This window comes from Nocardiopsis sp. ATB16-24, from assembly GCF_030271535.1.
GTDB lineage: Bacteria > Actinomycetota > Actinomycetes > Streptosporangiales > Streptosporangiaceae > Nocardiopsis.
The window spans coordinates 169,821-193,857 of record NZ_JASCXJ010000004.1 but is presented as its reverse complement, the minus strand read 5'-3'; the positions used below and the strand labels follow the sequence as shown (position 1 = coordinate 193,857).

General features: G+C 70.5%; 22 protein-coding genes. 8 read left to right on the top strand and 14 right to left on the bottom strand.

Going from position 1 to position 24,037, the window contains the following annotated elements; genetic code table 11:
* Nucleotides 1–85: 85 nt before the first annotated feature.
* Entirely contained in the window at nucleotides 86–889 is an 804-nt protein-coding gene (locus PFX91_RS07120; RefSeq protein WP_285730342.1) for an SIR2 family NAD-dependent protein deacylase, read from the bottom strand.
* A 191-nt stretch (nucleotides 890–1,080) separates the two neighbouring features.
* Between PFX91_RS07120 and PFX91_RS07115 the strand changes: the two genes are divergently transcribed.
* Nucleotides 1,081–1,965, top strand: coding sequence for a sulfotransferase (locus PFX91_RS07115; protein WP_285730341.1), 885 nt, complete (start codon nucleotides 1,081–1,083; stop codon nucleotides 1,963–1,965).
* 157 nt (nucleotides 1,966–2,122) lie between these two features.
* Here the strand turns inward: PFX91_RS07115 and PFX91_RS07110 are convergent, their stop codons facing one another.
* Nucleotides 2,123–2,659, bottom strand: a complete 537-nt coding sequence (locus PFX91_RS07110; RefSeq protein ID WP_285730340.1) for a RidA family protein — start codon at nucleotides 2,657–2,659, stop codon at nucleotides 2,123–2,125.
* Nucleotides 2,660–2,742: 83 nt separating this feature from the next.
* On the opposite strand from PFX91_RS07110, the gene PFX91_RS07105 reads away from it, so the two are divergent.
* Nucleotides 2,743–2,904 (top strand): hypothetical protein, encoded by a 162-nt coding sequence (locus PFX91_RS07105; RefSeq protein ID WP_285730338.1) that lies wholly within the window; start codon nucleotides 2,743–2,745, stop codon nucleotides 2,902–2,904.
* Between the two features lie 226 nt (nucleotides 2,905–3,130).
* Here PFX91_RS07105 and PFX91_RS07100 read toward each other — a convergent pair whose 3' ends face one another.
* Complete coding sequence (locus PFX91_RS07100) at nucleotides 3,131–3,958, bottom strand: aldo/keto reductase (protein WP_285730472.1); 828 nt, start codon at nucleotides 3,956–3,958, stop codon at nucleotides 3,131–3,133.
* A 337-nt stretch (nucleotides 3,959–4,295) separates the two neighbouring features.
* Between PFX91_RS07100 and PFX91_RS07095 the strand changes: the two genes are divergently transcribed.
* Together PFX91_RS07095 and PFX91_RS07090 are read left to right on the top strand one after the other, a co-directional pair.
* A complete protein-coding gene (locus tag PFX91_RS07095; RefSeq protein WP_285730470.1) occupies nucleotides 4,296–5,429 on the top strand; it encodes a PucR family transcriptional regulator in 1,134 nt (377 codons plus the stop codon).
* A gap of 177 nt (nucleotides 5,430–5,606) precedes the next feature.
* Nucleotides 5,607–6,203: a Dps family protein gene (locus tag PFX91_RS07090; protein WP_285730336.1), complete on the top strand. Its 597-nt coding sequence runs from the start codon at nucleotides 5,607–5,609 to the stop codon at nucleotides 6,201–6,203.
* Between the two features lie 130 nt (nucleotides 6,204–6,333).
* Here PFX91_RS07090 and PFX91_RS07085 read toward each other — a convergent pair whose 3' ends face one another.
* The 4 genes from PFX91_RS07085 to PFX91_RS07070 form a co-directional block, all read right to left on the bottom strand.
* Nucleotides 6,334–7,212, bottom strand: a complete 879-nt coding sequence (locus tag PFX91_RS07085; protein ID WP_285730334.1) for an ABC transporter permease — start codon at nucleotides 7,210–7,212, stop codon at nucleotides 6,334–6,336.
* On the bottom strand, nucleotides 7,202–7,978 hold the full coding sequence (locus PFX91_RS07080; RefSeq protein ID WP_502888269.1) for an ABC transporter ATP-binding protein: 777 nt from the start codon (nucleotides 7,976–7,978) through the stop codon (nucleotides 7,202–7,204). The genes PFX91_RS07085 and PFX91_RS07080 overlap by 11 nt, the downstream gene beginning before the upstream one ends.
* 5 nt (nucleotides 7,979–7,983) lie before the next feature.
* On the bottom strand, nucleotides 7,984–9,042 hold the full coding sequence (locus tag PFX91_RS07075) for an ABC transporter substrate-binding protein (RefSeq protein WP_285730331.1): 1,059 nt from the start codon (nucleotides 9,040–9,042) through the stop codon (nucleotides 7,984–7,986).
* A 259-nt stretch (nucleotides 9,043–9,301) separates the two neighbouring features.
* Entirely contained in the window at nucleotides 9,302–10,180 is an 879-nt protein-coding gene (locus PFX91_RS07070) for a MetQ/NlpA family ABC transporter substrate-binding protein (protein ID WP_285730330.1), read from the bottom strand.
* A 411-nt stretch (nucleotides 10,181–10,591) separates the two neighbouring features.
* Here PFX91_RS07070 and xylB point away from each other — a divergent pair, with 411 nt between their 5' ends.
* The gene (xylB, locus tag PFX91_RS07065; RefSeq protein ID WP_285730329.1) at nucleotides 10,592–11,977 is read left to right on the top strand and encodes a xylulokinase; all 1,386 of its coding nucleotides are present in this window, start codon (nucleotides 10,592–10,594) and stop codon (nucleotides 11,975–11,977) included.
* A 79-nt stretch (nucleotides 11,978–12,056) separates the two neighbouring features.
* Entirely contained in the window at nucleotides 12,057–13,016 is a 960-nt protein-coding gene (locus tag PFX91_RS07060; RefSeq protein WP_285730328.1) for an aldo/keto reductase, read from the top strand.
* A gap of 64 nt (nucleotides 13,017–13,080) precedes the next feature.
* Here PFX91_RS07060 and metX read toward each other — a convergent pair whose 3' ends face one another.
* Together metX and PFX91_RS07050 are read right to left on the bottom strand one after the other, a co-directional pair.
* On the bottom strand, nucleotides 13,081–14,217 hold the full coding sequence (gene metX / locus PFX91_RS07055; protein WP_285730325.1) for a homoserine O-acetyltransferase MetX: 1,137 nt from the start codon (nucleotides 14,215–14,217) through the stop codon (nucleotides 13,081–13,083).
* Entirely contained in the window at nucleotides 14,214–15,530 is a 1,317-nt protein-coding gene (locus tag PFX91_RS07050) for a bifunctional o-acetylhomoserine/o-acetylserine sulfhydrylase (protein WP_285730324.1), read from the bottom strand. Before PFX91_RS07050 ends, metX begins: the two co-directional genes overlap by 4 nt.
* A 427-nt stretch (nucleotides 15,531–15,957) precedes the next feature.
* On the opposite strand from PFX91_RS07050, the gene PFX91_RS07045 reads away from it, so the two are divergent.
* A complete protein-coding gene (locus tag PFX91_RS07045) occupies nucleotides 15,958–18,450 on the top strand; it encodes an ATP-dependent Clp protease ATP-binding subunit (RefSeq protein WP_285730322.1) in 2,493 nt (830 codons plus the stop codon).
* A 513-nt stretch (nucleotides 18,451–18,963) separates the two neighbouring features.
* Here PFX91_RS07045 and PFX91_RS07040 read toward each other — a convergent pair.
* The 5 genes from PFX91_RS07040 to PFX91_RS07020 form a co-directional block, all read right to left on the bottom strand.
* Nucleotides 18,964–19,140 carry a hypothetical protein gene (locus PFX91_RS07040; protein WP_285730321.1) on the bottom strand — a complete coding sequence of 59 codons (177 nt, stop codon included), beginning with the start codon at nucleotides 19,138–19,140 and terminating at the stop codon, nucleotides 18,964–18,966.
* 55 nt (nucleotides 19,141–19,195) lie between these two features.
* Nucleotides 19,196–20,161: a TIGR03557 family F420-dependent LLM class oxidoreductase gene (locus tag PFX91_RS07035; RefSeq protein WP_285730320.1), complete on the bottom strand. Its 966-nt coding sequence runs from the start codon at nucleotides 20,159–20,161 to the stop codon at nucleotides 19,196–19,198.
* A gap of 62 nt (nucleotides 20,162–20,223) precedes the next feature.
* Nucleotides 20,224–21,369 (bottom strand): SDR family NAD(P)-dependent oxidoreductase, encoded by a 1,146-nt coding sequence (locus PFX91_RS07030; protein ID WP_285730318.1) that lies wholly within the window; start codon nucleotides 21,367–21,369, stop codon nucleotides 20,224–20,226.
* A 211-nt stretch (nucleotides 21,370–21,580) separates the two neighbouring features.
* The gene (locus tag PFX91_RS07025) at nucleotides 21,581–21,985 is read right to left on the bottom strand and encodes a DUF2267 domain-containing protein (protein ID WP_285730317.1); all 405 of its coding nucleotides are present in this window, start codon (nucleotides 21,983–21,985) and stop codon (nucleotides 21,581–21,583) included.
* Nucleotides 21,986–22,080: 95 nt separating this feature from the next.
* A complete protein-coding gene (locus PFX91_RS07020; protein ID WP_285730316.1) occupies nucleotides 22,081–22,437 on the bottom strand; it encodes a DUF8129 domain-containing protein in 357 nt (118 codons plus the stop codon).
* 294 nt (nucleotides 22,438–22,731) lie between these two features.
* Here PFX91_RS07020 and PFX91_RS07015 point away from each other — a divergent pair, with 294 nt between their 5' ends.
* Entirely contained in the window at nucleotides 22,732–24,036 is a 1,305-nt protein-coding gene (locus PFX91_RS07015) for an ATP-grasp domain-containing protein (RefSeq protein WP_285730315.1), read from the top strand.
* Nucleotide 24,037 lies beyond the last annotated feature (1 nt).

Genomic DNA, 24,037 nt, shown 5'->3' with positions numbered 1-24,037 from the left:
CCCGAGCAAGATCACCGCGGGTCGGGCTCCTTGCGCCGCACCGGTAACGGTTCGGGGTGTCCTCACCCGAACGGCCGCCCCGACCTCAGGTGGAGACCGCCCTCACCCGTTCCACCAGGGCGGGCAGGACGTAACCGATGGGGTCGTGGACGACCGCGCCGGCGAAGTCGTCGTAGGGCGTGGGCTCGGCGTTGACGATCACCAGCGCGGCCCGGGCCATCATGGCCACGTCGCACAGGCCCGCCACCGGGTGCACGGTCAGCGAGGTCCCCACGGCGAGGAACACGTCGCACTCCCGGGCGGCCCGCGCGGCCTCGTCGAGGATCTCGGGGTCGAGCCGCTGTCCGAAGGAGATGGTGTCCGACTTCTGGATGCCCCCGCACTCCAGGCACCGGGGATCGGACTCCTCGTCCAATCGGGTGAAGACCTCCTCGCTGGGGGTGCGCAGACCGCAGGCCATGCACACCACACGCAGCATGGTGCCGTGGACCTCGATGACCCGTGCGTCGGGGACCCCGCCCGACTGGTGCAGGCCGTCGATGTTCTGGGTGATGAGCGCCCGCAGACGTCCCGTGGCCTCCAGGTCGGCCAGAGCACGGTGCGCGGCGTTGGGGCGTGCGCGCAGCACCGGGTGGGTGCGGCGCTGGGACCACACCTGACGGCGCACGTTCACGTCGCCCATGTAGATGTCGATGTCCGACAGGGCCTGGGCGTCCGGGTCGGTCGTCCACACCCCGCTCGGGCCGCGGAAGTCGGGGATCCCGGAGTCGGTGGACACGCCCGCTCCGGTGAGCACCGTGATGCGCTCGGCGGAGGTCAGCAGGTCGGCGGCCCTTTCGAACCCCTCGGGGTCGGTGAAGGGCTCTGGATCGGTGGTCACGGAGGCCATACCCCATTCTTACAGCGCCGGCGGCTTCGCCCCTCGGTCCTGAGGATCGGGAGGCGTTTTATCCGCTTTGGCAGGCGACGGGCGCTTTCACACTTGCGGACACCGTAACCTCTGAGCCCGTGGGGTGTGGAGGCCGGATCCCCAGGCCGATGCACACGAGGTGGGCAAAGGGTGCCAAAATCAACGCAATCATGAAGCAGCCGTCCTACATTCTCGTAGTCAACGGGACCAAGGTCCAGCGACCGGTGTTCGTGCTGGGCGCCCCTCACTCGGGGGTCCCCGAGATCGCGCACGCCCTGTCCCGTGTGCCCGGGTTCCACCTCGGCGCGGGTTCCTCCGGCGTGCTCAACGCGGTCTACGCCGTGGCCAGACGTCCCTCCCTGGCCACGGAGAAGGCCGCCGGGACGACGAGCCTACTGCGCGAGGCCTACGCCGAGGCCTGGCAGCTCACTCCCTTGACCTGTCCCCGATGCCCGGGGCCGGGGGCGCGCGTGCCCGCCAACGCCTCGGCCGAGCCGTGCGAGCACAGCGCGGACGTGCGTCGCTACGGGGACGCCAGCCCCGACCTGCTCTTTTGCGCCACGGTCCTGCGGACGGCCTTTCCCGACGCGCTGTTCGTCCAGGTCATCCGGGACGGACGCGACGTCATCGCGGACATGATGGAGGACGAACGCTCCCTGGCCTGGCTCAGGCCGAGTTTCATGAACCTCGATCACGAGTTCCCCAACCACTTCTTCGGGCTGGAGGAGGAGTCCGACCTGGTCGCGTTCAAGGAGGGCTCCACCGCCACCAGGTGCGCGATGCGCTGGCGGGGCGCGGTGCGCATGTCCGCCCTGCTGCGCCGCAGTCTCGACACCGATCGACTGATGACCCTGCGGTACGAGGACGTGCACGGCGCGGAGGTGGACACGGCCGAGCGACTGAGGAGGTTCACCGGGGCGCGGGTGTCGGCCTCGGAGCTGCTGACCGGACGCTCCTGGGGGGTGGGGTCCTGGCGTGAGCGCCTGTCCCGTGAGCAGTACCAGGACGTGCAGGAGGTGGCGGGCCTGGAGCTGTCCCGCCTGGGCTACCGGTGATCCCCCGCCGGCGGGCGTGGCGGCTCCCCCTTCCCTCCGCTCCCGGCACCGGGACGGCGGCCCGGAGACGTCCCCGCCGGCCGAGTCGGCACGACGCGCCTTTGGGCCGTCTCGGGCGGTTCCTGCACGGTCGGCGGGCGTGGCGGAACAGGTCCGCTCAGAGCCGGTCGCGTTCGGGGCTCTGGTCGAAGTCCCCCGGATTCAGCGGCTCTCCGAACAACGCCTCCTCGGCCCGATCGAGCGGATCACGTTCCTGCTCGGCCCGCATGGGTTCGAACTGGGGCGTCTCGGGGACCACCGCGGTGCACGCCACCTCGATCAGGGCGTCGGGGGCCCACAGTTCGGTCACCCCGAGCACGCTCATCGGCGGATAGAAGCGGCCCATGTAGCGGCGGTAGACCGTGCCGATGGCCGCGCTGCCCGCCCGGTAGGCCTTCATGGCGGTGGTGAAGACGCGCATGTCCACCACGTGGACCGGTCGGGCGTCCGCCGCGCGCAGCGCCTCCACCATGTTGCCGAGCGCCTTGTCGAACTGCTCCACCACCCCGTCCCCGACGATCTTGCCGTCGGAGCGGCGCGCGTGCTGGCCACCGATGTGCACGATGCGCCCGGGGCCGGCCACGAGGGCGTGCGAGAATCCCACCGGTTGGGCCAGGATCAGTGGGTTGACGATCTCGTGCGGTGTACGGCTCATCGGCCTTCCCTTCCGTCGTCGCGCCCGCCGCCGTGTTGCGGCGCCCCCGTGAGGGCCCTCGCACGTGCGGCTACCATGAGCGCATGTCGATCACTGTGCTGCTGTCCACCGTCGTCTTCGCCGCCACGCTCGGGCTGTGCGCCGCCATCCTCGTCGGAGGCGCCCTCTACGTGAGGCGTATCCGACGTCACGGCCTCGAGGCCGTCCTGGCCGGCGCCCGCAGGCACCGGGAGTTGCGTGACTAGGCGGTCACGCAGGGTTCTGTCTCGCCCGCGCGCAAGGCACCCGAAGGCGGGCGGCCTTCGGCGCCGGTGTCTTCGGGTGACCGGACCGCTCCGCGGGACCCACGGACCACCCGGATCCGTGCCGTGATCCGGTGTCCCGGTGTCCGTGGTCCCTGTCGGATGTCGGGACCGGACGCGGCGCGGGGACCGGTGCGGGTGGAACCCCGCCACGTCCTCGAAGGGCGTGCTAGACGCCGTTGAACTCGTCGGGGTCGGGGCCGAAGCGACTGTCGGTGTTGAGGCCGCTTATCCGGTCCATGTCCCTCCTGGAGAGCTCGAAGTCGAAGATCTCGAAGTTGGACCGGATCCGTTCGGGGGTCGCCGACTTGGGGATCGCCACGTTGCCGAGCTGCATGTGCCAACGCAGTATCACCTGCGCCGGCGTGCGCCCGTGTTCCTCGGCGACCTCGACGATCGTGGGATGGTTCAGGAGCTTGCCGTGGCCCAAAGGTCCCCACGCCTCGGTGATGATCCCGTGTTTGGCGTTGAAGGCCCGGACGGCCTCCTGGGTGAGGAGTGGGTGCAGCTCGACCTGGTTGACCATGGGCGTGATGCCGCCCTCCTCCCGGACACGCTCCAAATGGTGACGCTTGAAGTTGGACACGCCGATGGCCCGGACCCGGCCCTCGGCGTACAGGCGCTCCAGCGCCTTCCAGGTGGGCACGTACTGATCGCGTCCGGGCAGCGGCCAGTGGACCAGGTACAGGTCGATCACCTCCAGGCCGAGACGCCTCAGACTGGCGTCGAAGGCACGCAGGGTGGCGTCGTAGCCCTGTTCGCTGTTGGCCAGCTTGGTGGTGACGAACACCTCGCCGCGTTCCAGCCCCGAGCGGCGCAGTGCCTCGCCGACCCCCTCCTCGTTGCCGTCGGAGGCGGCGGTGTCGATGCTCCGGTAGCCCGCGTCGAGCGCGGTGGACACGACCGACACGACCTGGTCGGGGGGTACCCGCCACACACCGAAACCCAGTTGCGGCATACGCAACCCGTTACTCAGTGTGAGCTCCGGAACGGTCATCTGCTGCATCTTTCTCATCCCCCGTCAGCGCTGAAGGGTCCTGCCTGGTCTTTCACAGCGTGCGGCCTTCCCCCTACCGCAGTCGCATACTGCCATGTCGGAGCGCGGTGTGGTCCCGGATGCGCCACGACGGTGCTGGCTTTTTACCGTTCGGGGCCGGGGCCGCTCGTGTCCCCGTCCCACCATCCGGACACGGTCTCCCTCCCCGCACTCCTACCCCGCGCCGGTCGGCCCTCCCACGATCAGGGGCGTGGCGGCTGTCGGTAGGCTTCCCCCACCGGGCTGGAGGTGGGGGTTGAAGGAACACGGACGACGCGCCCGGGTCATCGCCGAACTGATGCGGGACCGGGCCGGGCTGGTGGCGCGCATCGTCGCGGAGGTCCATGCCGAGGTTCCCGCCTACCGGGCTCTGCACGGTCCTCAGTTGGCCGAGGTGCGAGCGATCACCGGATGGCTGGTGAGCCGTTCCCTGGAGCTGTGGGCGGCCGGAGCCACGTACCTGCCTTCGGAGGACGTGGAACGGCTTCGGGACATCGGACGCTCCCGCGCGGCCGACGGACGCTCGATCGATGCCGTGATCCGGGCGCACCGTGTGGGGTCGGTGGCCGCCGTGCGCCTGGTGTCGGAACTCGCGGCCGACCGGCTCGACGCCACCGATGTGTTCGCTCTGGGCGAACTGTGGCTGACCTCGATCGACCAGATCTCCGAGAGCCTGTCCGCGGGCCATGCCGAGGTCGCCCACAGGTTGGACATCGATCTGGAACGCGCTCGTCGGGCGTTCCTGGACGACCTCCTCATCGGACGTCAGGCGTCGCGTGGGGCGATCAGGGACCGGGCCCGGACCTTGGGCATCACACCGCCCGACCCGGCGGTGCTGGTGGTGTCCCACAGCGGTGGCGGCCCCCCGGAGGTCCCCGCCACGGTGGCGGACGGAAGACGCCTGCTGGAGCGGGTCGGCGCGGTGGGCACCGACCCGCTGTCGACCACACGTGCGGGAAGGGTGGTCCTGCTGTTGTCCCCCGAGGACGCGGAGCGGGCGTCGACCGTGCTCGACGGCGATCCGTGGCGCGGGTGCGTGCTGGCACCGCGCGCGCTGACCGACATGTCGGCCGCCTACCGCCTGGCCGATGACGCGTTGGAGACGGCGCCGCTCCACGCCTTCGTCGGCCGGGGCCCTTTGGGGGACGCCGACGCGTGCGTCCTGGCTCTGCTCAACGGGGGCCCGGTCACCCCGGCCGTGGTCCGCCGCACCGTACTGGGGCCGCTCTTGTCGGAGGACAACGCCCATCTGCTTCGGACCTTGCGCACCTACTTCCGTGAGGGTGCGGCGACCACGGCCGCGGACGCGCTGCGCGTCCACGCGCAGACGCTGCGCTACCGGCTGCGCCGGGTGAGAGAGCTGACCGGCCACGACCCGCACCGGCCCTGGCCCCGGTTCATCCTGGAGACGGCCTGCGCCATCGCCCCCTGACCGGCCGGGCCCCGATCACCGCGCGGCCCACGGCGTACCCGCTGGTGGAGGGACGCGCCCGGAGCCCGGCGGTGGGTTAGGACCCCCGGTGGTGGGTAGCCGGGACGGTCAGACGGAGCGCGCCGGCGTGCGCCACCGGCCGCGCCGCGAGTCACATCGACCGGAGGGGGACCAGACGTGACGACCTCAGACCACAAGACGGGGAGTGCGCCCAAGCCGAGGAGCAGCCAGCCATGGCTGCACCAGAGCGGCGAGGAGATCCAGGAGTTCGGAACGGTCCGCCAGTTCCCGGTGGGACTGTCCTACGACACCCGGATGTACTCGTGCCAGCGGCTCAACCAGGTGCTGTGCGACACACGCATCCTGCACGACCTGTACAAGAAGCACCACTGGCTGATGCGAGGGGGCACCTTCTACCAGCTGCACCTGCTGATGGACAAGCACGCGGACGAACAGGCGGAGCTGATCGACGGTCTGGCCGAGCGTGTACAGACCCTCGGAGGTGTGGCGGTCGGCGACCCCAGGCACGTGGCCGAGATCACCAGCATCCCGCGCCCGCCGAACGGCGCCGAGGAGGTGCCCGCGATGCTCTCCCGCCTGTTGGCGGCGCACGAGACGATCCTGGAGGACGCCCACGACGCCGCCGCGCGCACGCAGGAGCTGGGCGATGACGGCACCAACGACATCATGGTGTCCGACGTGATCCGCACCAACGAGCTCCAGGCCTGGTTCGTGGCCGAGCACCTGGTGGACACACCGCTGGTGCGTTCGTAGACCACGGCCGTGTTCGGTGGGCCGGTCGAGGGCGTCTCGCCCTCGACCGGCCCACCGGCCTGTGCGGCCCGGGGGCGGCCCCTGCCCACGCCGTCCCTACGCCCGGTGGCCAGGCCCCGCCCGGGAGGCCTCAGGAGGCGGTGACCCCCCAACGGTGGCGGATGGTGCGATCGGCCCGTTCGAAGAACACGTCGATGAGCACGCCCACGCACAGGACGACGATGACGTAGGCCAGCAGGCCCTCGGCGTCGTTGAACTGTCGCGCCTGGCTCAGCGCCCAGCCGAGGGAGTGCTGTTGGTCGATGACGACCAGCAGTTCTCCCGCCATGAGCGAACGCCAGGCGAAGGCCCATCCCTGTTTGAGTCCGGTGACGAACATCGGCAGGGCGGCGGGGACGATCAGCAGCGTGTACCGCTGGACGCCGCGCAGCCCCATGGCCCGTCCCGCGCGCAGCAGTTGCGGCGACACGTAGTCGATCCCCGAGGTCAGACCGCCCGCGATGGAGGGCGCCGCGCCCAGGACGATCACGAACATGATGGCCGACTCGCTGATGCCGTACAGCAACATCGCGATGGGGAACCAGACGATGGACGGCATCGTCTGCAAGCCCGTGATGAGCGAGCCGATCGCCACGCGCAGGGGTGCGAACCGGGAGACGGCCAGGCCCACGGACACACCCACCACCAGCGCCAGCGCGAAACCGCTGAGGGCACGCCGCATGGTGACCCCGAGGGCTCCCCAGAACTCGCCGGAGGACAGTTCCGTGAACAGGCGGGGCAGGACCTGGTCGGGCCCCGGCAGGACGTAGACCGGCCGCCAGCCACTCCACACCACCACCTGCCAGGCCACGACGACCAGGACCACGGCGGCCAGCTTGGGCCAGGTGGCGGCCCAGACCCTGGCCGCCGCACGCCGGGTCCCGGGTCGGCCGGCCCCGCCCGAGGCGACCGTCTCCAACGCGTCGAGCCCCCGCAGATGTCGGTCCCGCACGCTGGGGTCACCCGGCATGGCGCGCCACCTCCGCCCGGAGCCGGTCGGTGATCTCGGCCGCGCGGGAGGCGATCGAAGCGGAGTCGATCCGGCGGGGTCGCTCCTCCTCGACCGTGAACTCCTCGATGACGCGTCCTGGGCGGCTGGACAGGAGGATGACGCGGTCGCCCAGTCGCACGGCCTCGCGCACGTTGTGCGTGACCAGCATGACGGTCAGCGACCTCTCCCTCCAGATCCGCTCGATCTCGTCGTGGAGGATGTCGCGGGTCATCGCGTCCAGGGCGCCGAAGGGCTCGTCCATGAGCAGCACGTCGGCGTCCTGGGCCAGGGCGCGTGCCAGGGCGACGCGTTGGCGCATGCCACCGGAGAGCTGGTGCGGACGCTTTCGGGCGAAGCCGCTCAGACGGACCAGGTCCAGGAGTTCGGCCACACGCTCCTTGCGACGGGCCCGGGGCACCCCGTTGACCCGCATGGGGATCTCGATGTTGGCGCCGACGGTGAGCCAGGGGAAGAGGGAGGCCTCCTGGAACATCATGGCCACGCGGTGTCCGCCCACGTCCACGGTTCCGTCGGTGGGGCGCGTCAGTCCCGCCACGAGTGAGAGCAGGGTGCTCTTACCGCAGCCGGAGGCGCCCACGAGCGCGACGAACTCGTGGGGCCGCACCGAGACGGACATGCCGTCGATCGCGGTCAGGGCGCCGGGGCCCTCACCGAACACCTTGGAGACCTGGTCGATCTCGACCGCGCTGGCCCTTTCGGTGCCCGTGTCGAGGGTTTCGGTCATGGTCGTCACTTTTCCTCCCGGGGTCCGGCGACCTCGTCCCGCCCGTCCTCGCGGAGCAGGGCGTTGAGCGGGTCGAGGACGTAGATGCCGTTCAGGTCGACCTGGTCGAGCAGGCCCACGGCCTGGGCACGTTCGGCCCCCTCCAGCAGGGACGGGGCGATCGGATCGACGGTGAAGGTCATGTTGTCGAAGGCGGAGGCGACGACCTCGGCGTCAGGTCGGGCCCCGGCCAGGTCGGCCAGGTGTGCGGCGGCGATCTCCTGTGCCTCCTCGGGGCGGCTGTTGATCCGGTCCACTGTGTCGATGTGGCCTCGAAGGAGTCCTTCGACCGCCGCCGGACGCTCCCGCAGGAAATCGGCGTTGACGATGAGGTGGGTGGTGACGAAGTCACCGTCGGTCCGGGGCCATTGCTCCGCCTCGTCCAGCAGCAGTTCGCCTCCCGCCTCGACCAGGAGCCGGCTCAGGTGCGGTTCGGGGAGCCAGGCCCCGTCGATCTCACCGAGCGCGAAGGCGTTCACGGTCTCGGCGTTGTCCTGGGGGATGATCGACAGGTCCCCGCCTCCCGCGGTGTCGGTCCGCCAGCCCCGCTCTTTGGCGAACCAGCGCAGCGCCACGTCCTGGGTGTTGCCCAGTTGGGGTGTGGCCAGGGTGCTCCCGGCCAGGTCCTCGACGTCCTCCACCCCCGGCCTCACCACCAGGCCCGCGCCGCCGGAGGTGGAGCCTGCGATGACGCGCAGCGCGGCGCCCTCGGAGCGCGCCCAACCGTTGACGGTCGGGCCGGGTCCGAGGAAGGCGGCGTCGATCTGGCCGGAGAAGAGGGCGTTGATCGCGTCGGGGCCGGCGTTGAAGCTCTGGGTGGAGAGGGGGACGTCCTCGCCCAGGGCCCGCTGGAGGAGGCCGCTCTCCACTCCCACCAGCGCCGGTGTGTGGGTGAGGTTGGGGAGATAGCCGAGGGTGAGACCTCGGTCGTCGTCCCCACCGCCCGGAAGCGCGCACGCGGTGGCGACCGCGGTCAGGGTCAGAGCCGCAGCGGTGGCGCGGACCAGGGTCATGGGCGCGAACATGGGGATCCTCACGGGCTGCGGATGTGCGGCTACCACGGACTGAACTCTACTTAATAAGTAGGTTTTGTGAAAGTAGGACGCCCCATGCTTTCACCACAGAGCGGAGCACGCCGACGACGGGGAGGGCGGTCGCACGCCGGGCACCCGGCCTCCGGCCGAAAACGTCCAGGGACTCGAACGCCGTGGGGCGGTGGAGCACCGGTGCTCCACCGCCCCACGGCGGAAAAGTATCGCGGACCGGCCGGGAGGACCGACTCCGTCACTCCTGGACGGCGCCCTCGGTCTCGACGATCTCGCCTTCGGCGTCGACCGGCAGGACCACGCCCTGCCAGGACTCCTGGACGAACTCCAGGACCCGCTCGTCGTGCAGCAACTCGACCAGCAACTGGACGCGCTCGTCGTCGGCGTTCTCCGCCAGGGTCACCAGACCGTTGGCGTAGGCCTCGACGTAGTCCTCGCCCTCGGGCTCCCAGGCCAGGACGTTGGCCTCCTCGGCCAGGTCCGCCTCGATGGCGTAGTTGCCGTTGACGACCGCCGCGTCGACGTCGGAGATCGACCTGGGAAGCTGGGCGGCCTCCAACGGGGTGACGGTGATGTCGCGCGGGTTGTCGGTGATGTCGTTCTCGGTGGCGGTCTGACCGGCCTCCGGGTCGATGGTCACCAGGCCCTCGGTCTCCAGGATGTTCAGGGCGCGGCTGAGGTTGGCCGGGTCGTTGGGGACCGCGATCTCCGCGCCCTCGGGCAGGTCGTCGAGGCTCTCGACGTCCTCGGAGTACAGGCCCAGCCGCTCGATGTGCACGTCGGTGAGGTACGTCAGGTCGGCGTCCGGCCCGTTGGCCACCCACTCGTTGAGGAAGGACCGGTGCTGGAAGTAGTTGGCGTCCAGCTCCCCCTCGACCAGGGCCGCGTTGGGAGTGTTGTAGTCGGAGAACTCCCGGATCTCCAGGTCCAGACCCGCCTCCTCGGCGAGGTTGTCGTCGATGAAGGAGAGGATGTCTCCGTGCGGCACGGGAACGGCGCCCACACGCAGTACGTCCTCCCCGTCACCGGACCCGCCGGACTGCTCGCTGGGCGCACCGCAGGCGGCGAGCGCCAGCGTGAGGGCCGCCGCCCCGAGGACGGCTGAGGTCGTGCGCATGGTGCACTCCTTCGTGATCGTGGGATGGAGGACTGCGGAGGTCACGGTGATCGGCGTGAGAACCGCGCGGCCCGCGACCCCCCGTCGGGGTGTCGCGCCGCTGATCAGAGCCTATCCGACTCTTTTGGTAGGAATTATCCGTTTCAGCTTTCTCCATGGGTGGTGTCGGCCACATGCCCACCGCCCGGGAAGGCTCCGACGATCGCATGGGACCATACCCGGAGTGCTCTTCCCGATGCACGAGCGCGCCGCGTCGCCCCACGAGGCCCCCTCCCTCTCCCCTGCCCCCGCTTTCCCACGCGGGCGGAGCGGAAAGGGCCGAAGGGTGACAGCGCTTTCCCCACCGCCCCCCATCACCTAGGTTGTGGAAACAGCCACCCCACCGACCCACCGACCCACGGAGTGAGAACAATGCCCTTGGTCGCCGGAATCGACAGTTCGACCCAGTCCTGCAAGGTCGTGGTCTGTGACTCCGACAGCGGAGAGGTCGTGCGCGAGGCACGGGCCCCGCACCCCGACGGGACCGAGGTCCACCCCGAAGCCTGGTGGTCGGCCCTGAACCAGGCCTCCGACGGTCTGCTCGACGAGGTGGCCGCCGTCTCCGTCGCCGGTCAGCAGCACGGCATGGTCGCCGTGGACGAACTCGGCGCCGTGGTACGTCCGGCCCTGCTGTGGAACGACACGCGCTCGGCGGGGGACGCGCAGGACCTGATCGAGGAACTGGGCGGCCCCGCCGCATGGGTCAAGGCCGTGGACAACGTGCCCAACGCCAGCCTGACCGTCAGCAAGCTGCGCTGGCTGGCCCGCAACGAGCCCGACCACGCGGCCCGCACGACCGGGGTGATGCTCCCCCACGACTGGCTCACCTGGCGGTTGACCGGCGCCGGGGCCGAGCCCACCACGGACCGAGGGGACGCCTCGGGGACGGGCTACTGGTCCGCCACGGAGAACGCCTACCGCCCCGAACTGCTGGAACGTGCATTCGGGCGCCGGATCCAGGTACCGCGTGTGGCCGCGCCGGGTGAGGCCGTGGGGCGCACGCCCTCGGGCGCCCTCGTCGCTCCCGGGACCGGCGACAACATGGGCGCCGCCCTGGGGCTGGGTCTGGGTCCGGGTGACGCCGTGGTCTCCCTGGGCACCAGCGGTACCGTGTTCGCCGTCAGCGACGGCGCCACGCAGGACCCCGACGGGATCATCTGCGGGTTCGCCGACGCGACCGGACGGTTCCTGCCGCTGGTGTGCACGCTGAACGCGGCCCGTGTGCTCACCGCCGCCGCCTCGATGCTGGACGTGGACCTGGCCGGACTGGACGCGTTGGCCATGGCCGCCGAGCCGGGGGCGGAGGGGGTCGTGCTGCTGCCCTACCTGGACGGCGAGCGCACCCCCGTCCTGCCCGACGCCGCGGGTTCGTTGCACGGGTTGCGACGGTCCAACATGCGTCCGGAGAACATCGCCCGGGCCGCGGTGGAGGGGATGCTGTGCGGGCTGGCCGACGGCCTGTCGGCGATGACCGACACCGGGATCCCCGTCAACCGGGTCCTGCTCGTGGGCGGGGCCGCTCGTTCGGCCGCGGTACGCGCGGTCGCGCCCACCGTCCTGGGCGCCCGGGTGGTCGTGCCCCGCCCCGCCGAGTACGTCGCGTTGGGCGCCGCACGGCAGGCCGCGTGGGTACTGGCGGGGACCGCCGAGCCGCCGGTCTGGGACACCGGAGAGCCCGAGGCCGAGGCCGAGGCCGTCGACGCCCCCCACGTGCGCGACCGTTACACGAAGGCCCGTCGGGCGGTGCACGGCGTGTGACGTCCGGGGGGCGGTGGATCCCCGGGGCCCGGACGGTTAACCTGGCCGCTGCATCCAGCACGTGAGAGAACCGGTGACCATGAACGACGTAAGCCTGCGCCCGCTCGGCCGCTCGTCCCTGCGCGTGTCCCCCCTGTGTCTGGGAGGGAACGTCTTCGGTTGGACGGCGGACGAGCGCGCCTCGTTCCGGATCCTGGACGCCTACACGGCGGCGGGTGGGAACTTCGTCGACACGGCGGACTCCTACTCCGCCTGGGTCGAGGGGAACCGGGGCGGGGAGTCCGAGAGGATCATCGGACGCTGGCTGGCCTCCCGAGGGCGTCCCTCCGACCTGGTGATCGCCACGAAGGTCAGCCGGCACCCCGACTTCCCCGGACTGTCGGGCGCCAACATCGAGGCCGCCGCGCAGGCCTCCCTGGAGCGGCTGGGCGTGGAGACCATCGACCTGTACTACGCCCACTTCGACGACCCCGAGACCCCTGTGGAGGAGAGCGCCCGTGTCTTCTCCGCACTGGTCGACGAGGGCAGGGTGCGCCACGTGGGCCTGTCCAACCACGGCCCCGAGCGCATTCGCGAGTGGCTGGAGGTCTGCGAGCGCGAGGGGCTGCACGCCCCGGTGTGCGTACAGCCCCCGTACAACCTGATGGAGCGCGGGATCGAGGCCGACCTGGTGCCCCTGGCGCAGGAGCACGGTCTGGCCCTGCTGCCCTACTACGGCCTCGCCCGCGGCTTCCTCACCGGCAAGTACCGGCCCGGTGCCGAGGTCGACAGCCCGCGGGCGGGGAAGGCCCGTCTCCACCTTGAGGATCCGCGTGGTGAGAGGGTCCTGGAAGCGCTGGACACCGTGGCGAAGCGGAACGACGTCACCCCGGCCGCGGTGGCCCTGTCCTGGCTGGCCGATCGGCCGGCCGTGGTGTCGGTGCTCGCCAGTGCCCGTGATCCCGAGCAGCTCGCCGATCTGCTCCCGGTCCACCATCTGCGGTTGGACGACGACGCCACCGCCCTGCTGACCCGGGCCTCCGACCCCGCGCGTACCTGAGCCGCCTGTGGCCGGTGGCGGGCGTACCGCCACCGGCCACAGGGGACCGTCGTGTCCGTCGCGGTCAGCCGGCGTCCGCCATCAGTTCCTTGATCAACGCCGCCACCTGGTCGACCTGGACGAGGAACCCGTCGTGTCCGTGGGGTGAGGTGATCACCCGCGCCTTCCCTGGGACGGGAAGGTGTCTGGCGATCTCCTCCTGCTGCTCCAGGGGGTACAGGTGGTCGCTGCTCACACCCGCCACCATGGTCCGCTCGGGCATCCGGCGCAGCGCCTCGGCCACACCGCCCCTGCCCCTGCCCACGTCGTGGCCGTTCATCGCCTCGGTCAGCAACACGTAGCTGGCCGGATCGAACCTGCGGGCCAGCTTTCCCGCATGGTGGTCCAGGTAGGACTCCACCGCGTAACGGCCGCCGTGGTCGGGGTCCTCCCCCTCCTGCGGTCTCCTGCCGAAACGGGTGTCCAGCTCCTGGGCGCTCCGGTAGGTGATGTGCGCGATGCGACGCGCCACCCCCAGTCCCGACAGCGGCGACCGGCCGGTGTCGTGGTAGTCGCCGCCGAGCCAGTCGGGGTCGGAGCGGATGGCGTGCAGTTGGGGTGCGGCCCAGGCGATCTGCCAGGCGGTGCTGGCCGCGGAGCAGGCCAGCACCAGGGCCCGGTCGACCCTCTCGGGGAACGTGAGCGCCCATTCCAGGACACGCATCCCGCCCATGGACCCACCGACCACCGCCGCCCAGGAGTCGATTCCCAGGGCGTCGGCCAGTACCTCCTCCGCTCGTACCGTGTCGCGGATGGTGATCCTGGGGAACCGGCTGCCCCACGGCCGCCCGTCGGGGGCGGGTGAGGAGGGGCCGGTGCTCCCCTGACAGCCGCCCAGCACGTTGGGCGCCACCACGAAGAAGCGGTCGGTGTCCAGGGACAGGCCGGGTCCCACCAGGCCTTCCCACCAACCGGGGCTGGGGTGGCCCGGGCCGATGTCCCCGGCGACGTGGGAGTCGCCGGTCAGGGCGTGCAGTACCAGTACCGCGTTGGTGCCCTTGGAGTCGAGCCGGCCCCAGGTCTGGTAGGCGATGCGCACGTCGGGCAGCGACTCCCCCGACTCCAGCTCCAGGGGCCTGTCCCACTCCACCCAGCGTCGTCCGCCGACCGGGTCGCCGTCCCGCCACCCACCGGTGGCGGGATAGCCGGGGATCTCGGTCACTGGAGTGCCTTCACCGCCTGAAAGCCCAGTTCCAGGTCGGCCTTGAGGTCGTCCAGGTGCTCCAGCCCCACGGCCAGACGGACCAGCCCCGGCGTGACTCCGGCGTCCACCAGCGCCTCGGGGGACAGCTGGCTGTGCGTGGTGCTGGCCGGGTGCACGATGAGGCTGCGCACGTCACCGATGTTGACCAGTCGGCTGAACAGCTCGGTGGCGTCGACGAAGGCCCGTCCGGCCTCGACACCGCCCTTGAGGTCGAAGGAGACGACGGCTCCCGCGCCCAGCGGCATGTACGTGCGCGCCAGCTTGTTGAAGGGGCTGGAGGGCAGTCCGGCGTAGTAGACCTTCTCCACCTCGTCGCGTGCCTCCAGCCACTCGGCGAGGGCCTGGGAGTTGGCGACGTGCCGCTCCATGCGCAGGGACAGCGTCTCGATGCCCTGGATGATGAGGAAGCTGTTGAACGGGGCGATGGCGGCACCGGTGTCGCGCAGCAGTTGCACGCGCAGCTTCGCGGCGTAGGCGCCCGGGCCCAGGGCCTCCCAGTACTTGAGTCCGTGGTAACTGGGGTCGGGCTCGACGAAGCCGGGGAACCGGTCGCCGTGGGCCCCGAAGTCGAAGGTGCCCGCGTCCACGACCACACCGGCCATGGTGGTGCCGTGCCCGCCGAGGTACTTGGTGGCCGAGTGCACGACGATGTCGGCACCGTGCTCGATGGGCCGCAGCAGGTAGGGCGTGGGCACGGTGTTGTCCACCATCAGCGGCAGACCCTGCTCGTGCGCGGTGTCGGCGATGGTGCGCACGTCCAGGACGTTACCGCCGGGGTTGGCGAGCGTCTCGGCGAAGTAGAACGCGGTCTCGGGCCGGGTGGCCGCACGCCAGGCCTCGGGGTCGTCCTGGTCCTCGACGAAGGTGACCTCGATGCCGAGCTTGGGCAGCGTGTAGCGGAAGAGGTTGTAGGTACCGCCGTACAGAAGGGGGCTGGCCACCGCGTGACCGCCCGCGCCGACCAGGTTGAACACCGCGGCGGTGAGCGCGGCCGAACCGGAGGCGAAGGCCACGGCCGCGACGCCGCCCTCCAGCGCTGCGACGCGCTGCTCCAGGACGTCCTGCGTCGGGTTCATGATCCGCGTGTAGATGTTGCCCGGTTCGGCGAGGCTGAACAGGTCGGCACCGTGCTGGGTGTCGCGGAAGACGTAGGAGGTCGTCTGGTAGATGGGTGTGGCTCGAGCGTTGGTGGCCGGGTCCGGCTGGGCCCCGGCGTGGATCTGCTGGGTCTCGAAGGACCAGGCCTTCTCGGGGGTGCCGTCCGTGGTCATGACAAACCTCTGTCTTTAATTACAGGTCGGAAATATAGGGATCTGCATTGGCGGACGAGCCTTGACTCCTCCGCACCTCGGAGTCAGGGGCGACAGAGCATGCTGGCCACCCGCGCGTGGTCGACGTGAAGTCGTCGGATGAGCACGGTCATGATCATGAGGCTAGCACCTCGTATCAACAGCCGACCAGCGCGTCTCGCATTCTGGAAGCCCCCGACCACCGGGACCTCCGTCCGACCCACGGTGTTACCCACGCGCCGAGCCGGGTAGCGGGCGGGGCGGGGCTCGGGGCCGCACGGCCTCGACTCCGCCCGGGGCCCTCCTGTGCGGACATGCGCCGTCCCACACCGCAGCGGCTCCCGACCGATCGAAGGCCATTCACTTATGGTGAACGAGTCACTACCGCGAGCACGGGGGTCCGGACGAGATGACACACGACTTTCCCGAAGACCATGGTGGCGATCCGGGGTCGTTCGACGAGTTCCTGGCACGCTTCCTCGGCGCACGCGGGCCGGTGCGCCACGTGGACCTGTCCAAGCTGATGAGCCCTGAAGCCCAGCAGGTCACCGACGCCGCGGTGAACACCGCCCTGGAGACCGGCGGCGCCGACGTCGACTCGGTCCACCTGTTGTGGTCGCTGCTGCGCTACCGGCCCACGCGGGAGCTGGTGGAGCGCGTCAGCTCCACGTCCCAGCAGATCCTCGACGTCGTCGACCAGGCCGTGACCCAGGCCCCCAGGTCCGTGCGCGGATCGGTCAGACTGACCCCCTCCGCCAAGAGGGCCCTGTTGGACTCCCTGCAGATCGCACGGGCCACGGGAAGTTCCAGCATCACGCCCCAGCACATGCTCTTCGCCTTGGCCGTCAACGCCGACAGTGCCGTCGGTCAGCTCCTGAACGGCTCGGGGATCACCCCGCAGGCCCTGCGGCGGACCGCCGGAGCCCCTTCCCCCACGGCTCAGGGCGAAACGGAGCCGTCGCCCACCCCCACCCTGGACGAGTTCGGCACCGACATGACGGCGTCGGCCCGGGAGGGCCGTCTGGACCCCGTGGTGGGCCGTGAGGACGAGGTCGAGCAGTGCATCGAGGTGCTGGCCCGGCGGCGCAAGAACAACCCCGTCCTCATCGGTGACCCCGGCGTGGGCAAGACCGCGATCGTGGAGGGCATCGCCCAGCGCATCTTCGACGACGACGTCCCCGAGATCCTGCGCGGCCGCCGCCTGGTCCAGCTCGACCTGGCCGGGATCGTGGCGGGCACGCGCTACCGGGGCGACTTCGAGGAGCGCATGAACAAGATCGTGGAGGAGATCCGCGCCGAGGCCGGCCGGTTGCTCGTCTTCATCGACGAGATCCACACCATCGTCAGCGCCGGGGGCGCCGAGGGCTCCATGAACGCCGGGAACATCCTCAAGCCCGCGTTGGCCCGCGGCGACCTGCACGTCATCGGCGCGACCACCCTGGACGAGTACCGCAAGCACATCGAGAAGGACGCGGCCCTGGAGCGCCGCTTCCAGCCGATCCAGGTGCCCGAACCCTCGGTGGAGGACACCATCGAGATGCTGCGCGGGCTGCGCGACCGCTACGAGGCCCACCACCAGGTGCGCTTCAACGACGAGAGCCTGGTGGCCGCGGCCGAACTGTCGGACCGCTACGTCACCGAACGTTTCCTGCCGGACAAGGCCATCGATCTCCTCGACCAGGCCGGTGCCCGGGTGCGCCTGCGCCTGAAGACCTCCGACTCCCGACTGCGGGAGTTGGAGAACAGACTCAAGGAGCTGGAGGAGGAGAAGGACAAGGCGGTCCAGGAGGAGGACTACGAACGCGCCTCGACCCTGCGTGACGAGATCGCCTCCGCCAAGGGCTCCGTCCACCAGGCCCGCGGTACCGGCTCGGCGGTCCCGGAGGTGACCGGCGACGACATCGCCGAGGTGGTCTCGCGCAGTACCGGCATCCCGGTGGCCCAGCTCACCCAGGAGGAGCGGGACCGACTGGTCAACCTGGAGGAGGTCCTGCACCAGCGGGTGATCGGACAGGACGAGGCGGTCACCGCCGTCTCCGAGTCGATCCGACGCTCCCGCGCGGGCCTGGGCGACCCGGACCGACCGGTGGGCAGTTTCCTGTTCCTGGGTCCGACCGGTGTGGGCAAGACGGAGCTGGCCAGGGCGCTGGCCCAGGCCCTGTTCGGGTCGGACGACGCCATGGTCCGCGTCGACATGAGCGAGTTCCAGGAGCGGCACACCACCAGCCGCCTGACGGGAGCCCCTCCGGGGTTCGTGGGCTATGAGGAGGCGGGCCAGCTCACCGAGGCGGTACGCCGTCACCCGTACTCGGTGGTGTTGCTGGACGAGATCGAGAAGGCCCACCCGGACGTGTTCAACCTGCTGCTGCAGTTGCTGGACGACGGACGGCTGACCGACGGGCAGGGCCGCACCGTCGACTTTCGCAACACCGTGATCATCATGACCAGCAACCTGGGCTCGGAGGTCATCACCGGCGGCGCCCCGATGGGCTTCACCTCCGGCGGCCACATGGACCCCGACACCGAGCAGCGGGTGATGCGGCGCCTGCGCGAGGAGTTCCGCCCCGAGTTCATCAACCGCATCGACGAGGTCATCGTCTTCAAGCAGTTGAAGGAGAAGGAACTGGGCCAGATCACCCGGTTGATGTTGGAGCGCACCGAGGAGCGGCTGAAGGCACGGGACATCGACGTGCGCTTCACGGACGAGGCGGTGGGGTGGCTGTCCGAGCGTGGCCACCAACCCGCCTACGGCGCGCGGCCGATGGCGCGCACGATCCAGCGCGAGGTCGGCAACCGGCTCTCACGCATGATGCTGGACCAACAGATCGTGCCGGGCGACAACGTGCTGGTGGACGTGGACGAGGCCGACGAGCTGCGTATCTCCACCGTGTCCTCCTTCTGAGCCGCGAGGACGGCCACCGCCCGGGAAGGAACACCGCGCCCCGGGCGGTGGTCTCGGCCCTCCGCCGCTCCTTTCGCTCACCTCCGTTCGGCGACCCATACGGACGGCTTTCGATGGCGTCGACCGGGCGGGCCCCGGCTCTCGCCGGGAGAGGGAAAGGACCACGGCGCCGAACACGGCCGCGCCGACGGTGTCCGCCGTGGAGGCTGCTCTCACTCTCTCGGGGGCGCCCCTCGCCGACGTCACCCGCGCACGTCCGCCCGATACCCCGAGTACATGTAGGCCCCGGACGGGGCGCGGCATCGCCCGTATGAGGGGCGGGCGTCACTCCGCCCGCCCCTCATGGGCCGACACCGAGACCGTCCGGCGTCGCCGGAGGCGTGTGGGAGGCGAGCCCACCGAGTGCCCCGGTGCACCCGAGCGACGGGGGCGGACCTCACCGGCAGGGCGCCGAGACGATCCACGGGCGCCGGTGTCGTCCGGGCGGGGCCCACGTCCTCGGGCGAGGGACTCTCAGACCGGTTGGGGTTCGGGCTCGGGCCCGGGCGGTTCGGGGAGCGGCCCGGGGCCGGGAGGCTCGGGCGTGGGTTCGGGTTCGGGCGGGGGCGGCGGCATCGGCGCCGGAGGGAACGGGTCCGGCGGCATCGGATCGGGCTGCCGCGACACCCCGTCACGGTTACGGGCGTACATGCTTCCTCCTCACTGGACGGCGCGTGGACGCGGGCGTCCGCACGCCGTACGGGGTTCACGCCTCGGCTCGCAGCCGTGGCAGGACCTCGTCGGCGTAGAACTCGAAGAAGCCCTCCTGGTCGTCGCCGACCTGGCAGACGTAGACCTCGTCCACACCGGCCTCCAGGTACGGTCTGATCGCCGCCACGTGCACCTCCGGGTCGGGACCGCAGGCGATCTCGTCGGCCACCATCTGTTCGGTGACCAGACCGTCGGTGAGCTGTTCGAAGTGACGTGGCAGGGGCAGCAGTTGGGGTGCCTCGCCCGTCAGCGCCTCGTTGGGCCATCTGTGATGGGCCACCCTGCGGGCCTCCTCCTCACTGGGCGCCCAGCAGACCTTGAGCCCGCCCTGGACGGGTTTGCCCTCGCCGCCCTTGTCCCGGAAGGACTCGACGGCCTCCTCGGCGGGCGCCACCTGGATCAGGCCGTCCGCCTCCCGCGCGGCCAGACCGAGCGCTTTGGGGCCGAACGCGGACATGTAGACCTTCGGCGGTTCCTCCGGCAACGTGTACAGGCGTGCGGTGTCGACCTCGTAGTGCTCGCCGCGGTGGGTGACGAGTTTTCCGGTCCACAGCTTGCGCATCACCTCCAGGGCCTCCTCCAGCATCGACAGGCGCCGGGAGGCGGGCGGCCAGGCAAGGCCGAGGATGTGCTCGTTGAGTGCTTCGCCGGTGCCCACGCCCAGGGTGAACCCGCCCCTGACCATCACCGCCGCGGTCGCGGCGGCCTGCGCCACCACCGCCGGGTGCACGCGCATGATCGGGCAGGTCACGGCCGTGGTGACCGGCAGGGACGTCACCTGTCCGATCGCGCCGACCACCGACCACACGAACGGGCTCTGCCCTTGGGAGTCCAGCCAGGGGTGGTAGTGGTCGGAGATCCACAGGGCGTCGAACCCCGCCGCCTCCGCGCCCTGTGCCTGGCGGACCAGTTCCCGGGGCCCGTGCTCCTCGGTGGCGAGAAAATATCCGAAACGCGTCACGTACCGCTCCCCCGTTCGCCGTCGTGCGTGTCCGCCCTCGTACCCCCTCGCGGGAGGCGGGGTCAGGCGGGTCTCTCCTCGTGCGGTCCCTCTCCTCGCGGCCCCTGGTTCAGGCGCCTGCTCGCACGCTCGTTGAGCCCGGTGACCACCTTGAGCGCGCGGTTGACCGCGCCCCCGTCCGCCCGACTTCCGGGCTTTTCCCGCGTCTCCCCCGACGAGGCGGGCAACACCCTGTTCATCACGCCCATGGCGTTCTGGAGCAGGGCGGGGCTCAGCCCCCGCGCGGCGATGACCGCCCTGGCCAGCGGTGTGAGCACCACGTAGCCGCGTCCCCGTGCGGCCGACTCCACGATCCGGCGGGCCGCGCGCTCGGCGTTGACCGAGATCAGCGGCAGACCGGCGCTCAAGGAGAACCAGGTGTACTCGCGTTCGGGAACGCCGGAGAACACGGCGGCCTTGTGGGAACCCGTGCGCATCAGCCCCGGCACCACCGTGGTGACCCGCACGTTCCTGCCGGCGACCTCGGCGGCCAATCCCTCCGAGAGGGCGACCTCGGCGAACTTGGCGCAGGAGTAGGGCAGCAGGTGCGGCACGCTCAGGTGGCCGCCGATCGAGGTGATGTTGACCAGGGAACCCCCCGTGGCCTCCAACGGGCCGAGCGCGGCCCGGGAGATGCGCAGCGGCGCCCAGAACATCGTCTCCATCGCGTCGCGAAAGTGCCTTTCGGAGAAGGAGTCCTGCGGCCCGACCTGGATGATGCCCGCGTTGTTGACGACGAAGTCCAAACGTCCGAAGACCCCGACGGCCTCCTCCACCAGGTCCGGCACACGGTCGGCGTCACGGACGTCGCACTGGATCCCGTGCGCACGCACTCCCCGTGTCTCCAGGTCCGCCACCGCCCGGTCCAGCTCCGCGCGGTCGCGCGCGCAGATGACGACGGACGCGCCGCGCGAGCCGAACTCGCGTGCCATCTGTAGACCGAGACCGCGAGAGCCGCCGGTGATCAGCGCGACCTTGCCGGTCAGCCTGGCGGTGTACGGGCCCGTGCCCATCGCCGCGGCACCGACTCCCAGCGCGGCGCCCGCCAGGGCCCAGGCGGCGGTCCCGTCTCCCCGGCGGTGGTCGGGGGCGGGTTCGTTCCTGCGGCGGAGCCGTGACATCGCCCAACCCGCCGCCGCCAGGGCCAGGGACGTCTTCGCGCGGGTCATCGGTCGCCCCGTCCGTCATGGCCGAAGACTCGGCGCATGGTCGATGGCACTGCCATGTCGCTCCTGTTCGTAGAACGGTCGAGGGATCTGGGCCTACGGCTACCCATGGTGAGCGGGCGAAAACCGTACACGTCCGGGCACGGGCGGGTGCGGTCCCGGACAGTGGGATCCGCCCCGCCCTTGTCGTCCACGTGTGCGGGCGCCTACGGCGTCAGCCTTCGCTGCCCTGCGTGGCGAGCTGCCTCAGGTCCTGGGGCAGGGCCTGACGGACCCGGTCCATGACGCCCCCGGTGGTGGCCTCGTCGAGGAGTTCGAACACCGCGCGGGCGTTGTGCGAGGCCTGGGGCGGGTCGCTGTGCGAACGCTGGGCCACCCTGCTGAGGAACTCCTCCTGGTCGAAACTCTCGGCGCCCGGCCCCTGCTTCGTCTGACGGGTCACCCGGAGCATGTTCTCGCCGATCTCACGCGGCAACTGGGCGGCGAGGTCCTCCCCGAGACCGGGATCGACCCGTTCGGCGAGAGTCTCCAGCGTGGCCCTCGTGGCCTCCTCCGCCGCGCCTCTGCTGTGCAGGTGCGCGCGTGCCTGTACCTGTCCGATGAAGGCGTCGTGCTGCATGGTCCTCTCCCTTCTGCCACCGCCGCGGACCCACGGAGGGCGAGGCCGCCGGGAGCGGCCCGTGTCACCCGCGCGGGCCGCGACGGCCGGTCACTTCACTGGCCGCCGGGCTGGTAGTCGCCCTTGGGCTTGGCGGGCTGGTTGGGCACCCCCTGCGGAGGCGGACTCGACGCCGGGGCGGCCGTGTCGGCGCTCACCGGTGAGCCTCCGGTCGGCGGTCCGGGGCGTTCGGGCTGGAACTCCTGCGACCCCTCCGAGGGTTCGGCCCCCTCCTCCAGGGAGTGCAGCCGGTTGCGCAGCAACTCCAGGACCCCGGTCCGATTGGCGTGCTGTTCCTCATAGCCGATGAGCCGCCTCATCTGCTCGGTGTCGAGTGAGCGGACGCGGTGCTGAAGCGTGGCGATCGGAAGCCCCTCATAGCCCTCGATCGGGGGTGTGCTCTCATCGTGCATCGACGTTCACTCCTGTTTTTCGCCGGAGTCGGGATGTAGGGGCACAGCTACCCGTGACCGCGGGCACGAAACAGCAGGTGGGTGCCGGTCCCCAAGGACGGTGGGGCCGGGTCCTCCCCGTACGGAACGGGCCCGCCGAGCCGGCCCGATGCGGTCGCGCACACGGTGTCGGGACGCCCCTGCGCGGAGGAGAGTGGCCTGTCTCTCCCCTCGGTTTGACGTCGGGGGCACGGGTAGGCGCACCTGTACCCCCGAACATCACGGTCCTATGACGAGAATGGTGAGGCGAAGATAGTGAAGAACGTGTTCGTGATCGGCCTGGACGAACGTAACCTGCCGATTCTGCGCAGGACGCCGACCGGACAGAACTGCCGATTCCACCAACTGTTGACCCTGGAGGAACTCCAGGTCGGCGAGGTGGACATCGAGGAGTTACTGACCAAGGCCGAGAGGATCCTGGACGACTTCGACGGCAGCGTCGACGCCGTCGTCGGCTACTGGGACTTCCCTGTCACCCTGCTCGTACCCATCCTGTGCTCCCGCCGCGGACTCCCCTCCTCCTCCCTGGAGTCCTTCGTCAGGTGTGAGCACAAGTACTGGAGCAGGCTGCTGCAAAGCGAGGTCATCGACGAGTACCCGCCCTTCGCGCTCGTGGACCTGAACGAGGACCACCCCTCTCCCCCCAAGAACGTCGACTACCCCATGTGGCTCAAGCCGGTGAAGTCGGCCTCCTCCGAACTCGCCTACCGCGTCGACGACGACGAGACCTTCCACGCGGCCGTGGCACGCCTGCGCCAAGGCGTCGACCGCATCGGACGCCCCTTCGAGCAGATCCTGGCTCGCGTCGACCTGCCCGAGGAGGTCTCCTCCGTGGGCGGAAGCACGGCCCTGGCGGAGGCGGCCCTGCACGGGGTCCAGGTCGCGGTCGAAGGTTACGTGTACAAGGGCGAGGTCGTGGTCTACGGAGTCCTGGACTCGGTCGACTACCCCGGCAGCTCGGTGTTCCTGCGCCACCAGTACCCCTCGGAGCTTCCCGAGGAGGTGTGCCGGCGCATGCGTGAGGTGGCGGTCGAGACCATCGGGCACATGGGCATCGACAACGCCACCTTCAGCATCGAGTTCTTCCACGACCCGGTCGAGGACGGTCTCAACGTCCTGGAGATCAACACCCGCCACTCCCAGTCCCACGCCGAGCTCTTCGAGATGGTGGACGGCATCTCCAACCACGAACGCATGCTGCGGCTGGCCTTCGGGCAGGACCCGGCCCTGCCCTCCGACGCCCGCGGTGAGTTCCGGGTGGCGGCGGAGTGGTACTACCGGCGCTTCGACGACGGCGTGGTCCGACGCGTCCCCACTGCGGAGGAGGTGGCGGGACTGGAGGAGTCCCTGCCCGGCGTGAAGATCACGATCGTTCCCCGGGAGGGTGAGCGGCTCTCCCGGCTCCAGGCCCAGGACAGCTACAGCTACGAACTCGCCAAGATCGTCATCGGCGCCGAGGACGAGACCGAGATGAGGGCCAAGTACGAGCGCTGCGTGGAAGCACTCAAGTTCGAGTTCGAGGAGGTCGACGGCCCCTCCGACAAGCTCACCGAACACTAGA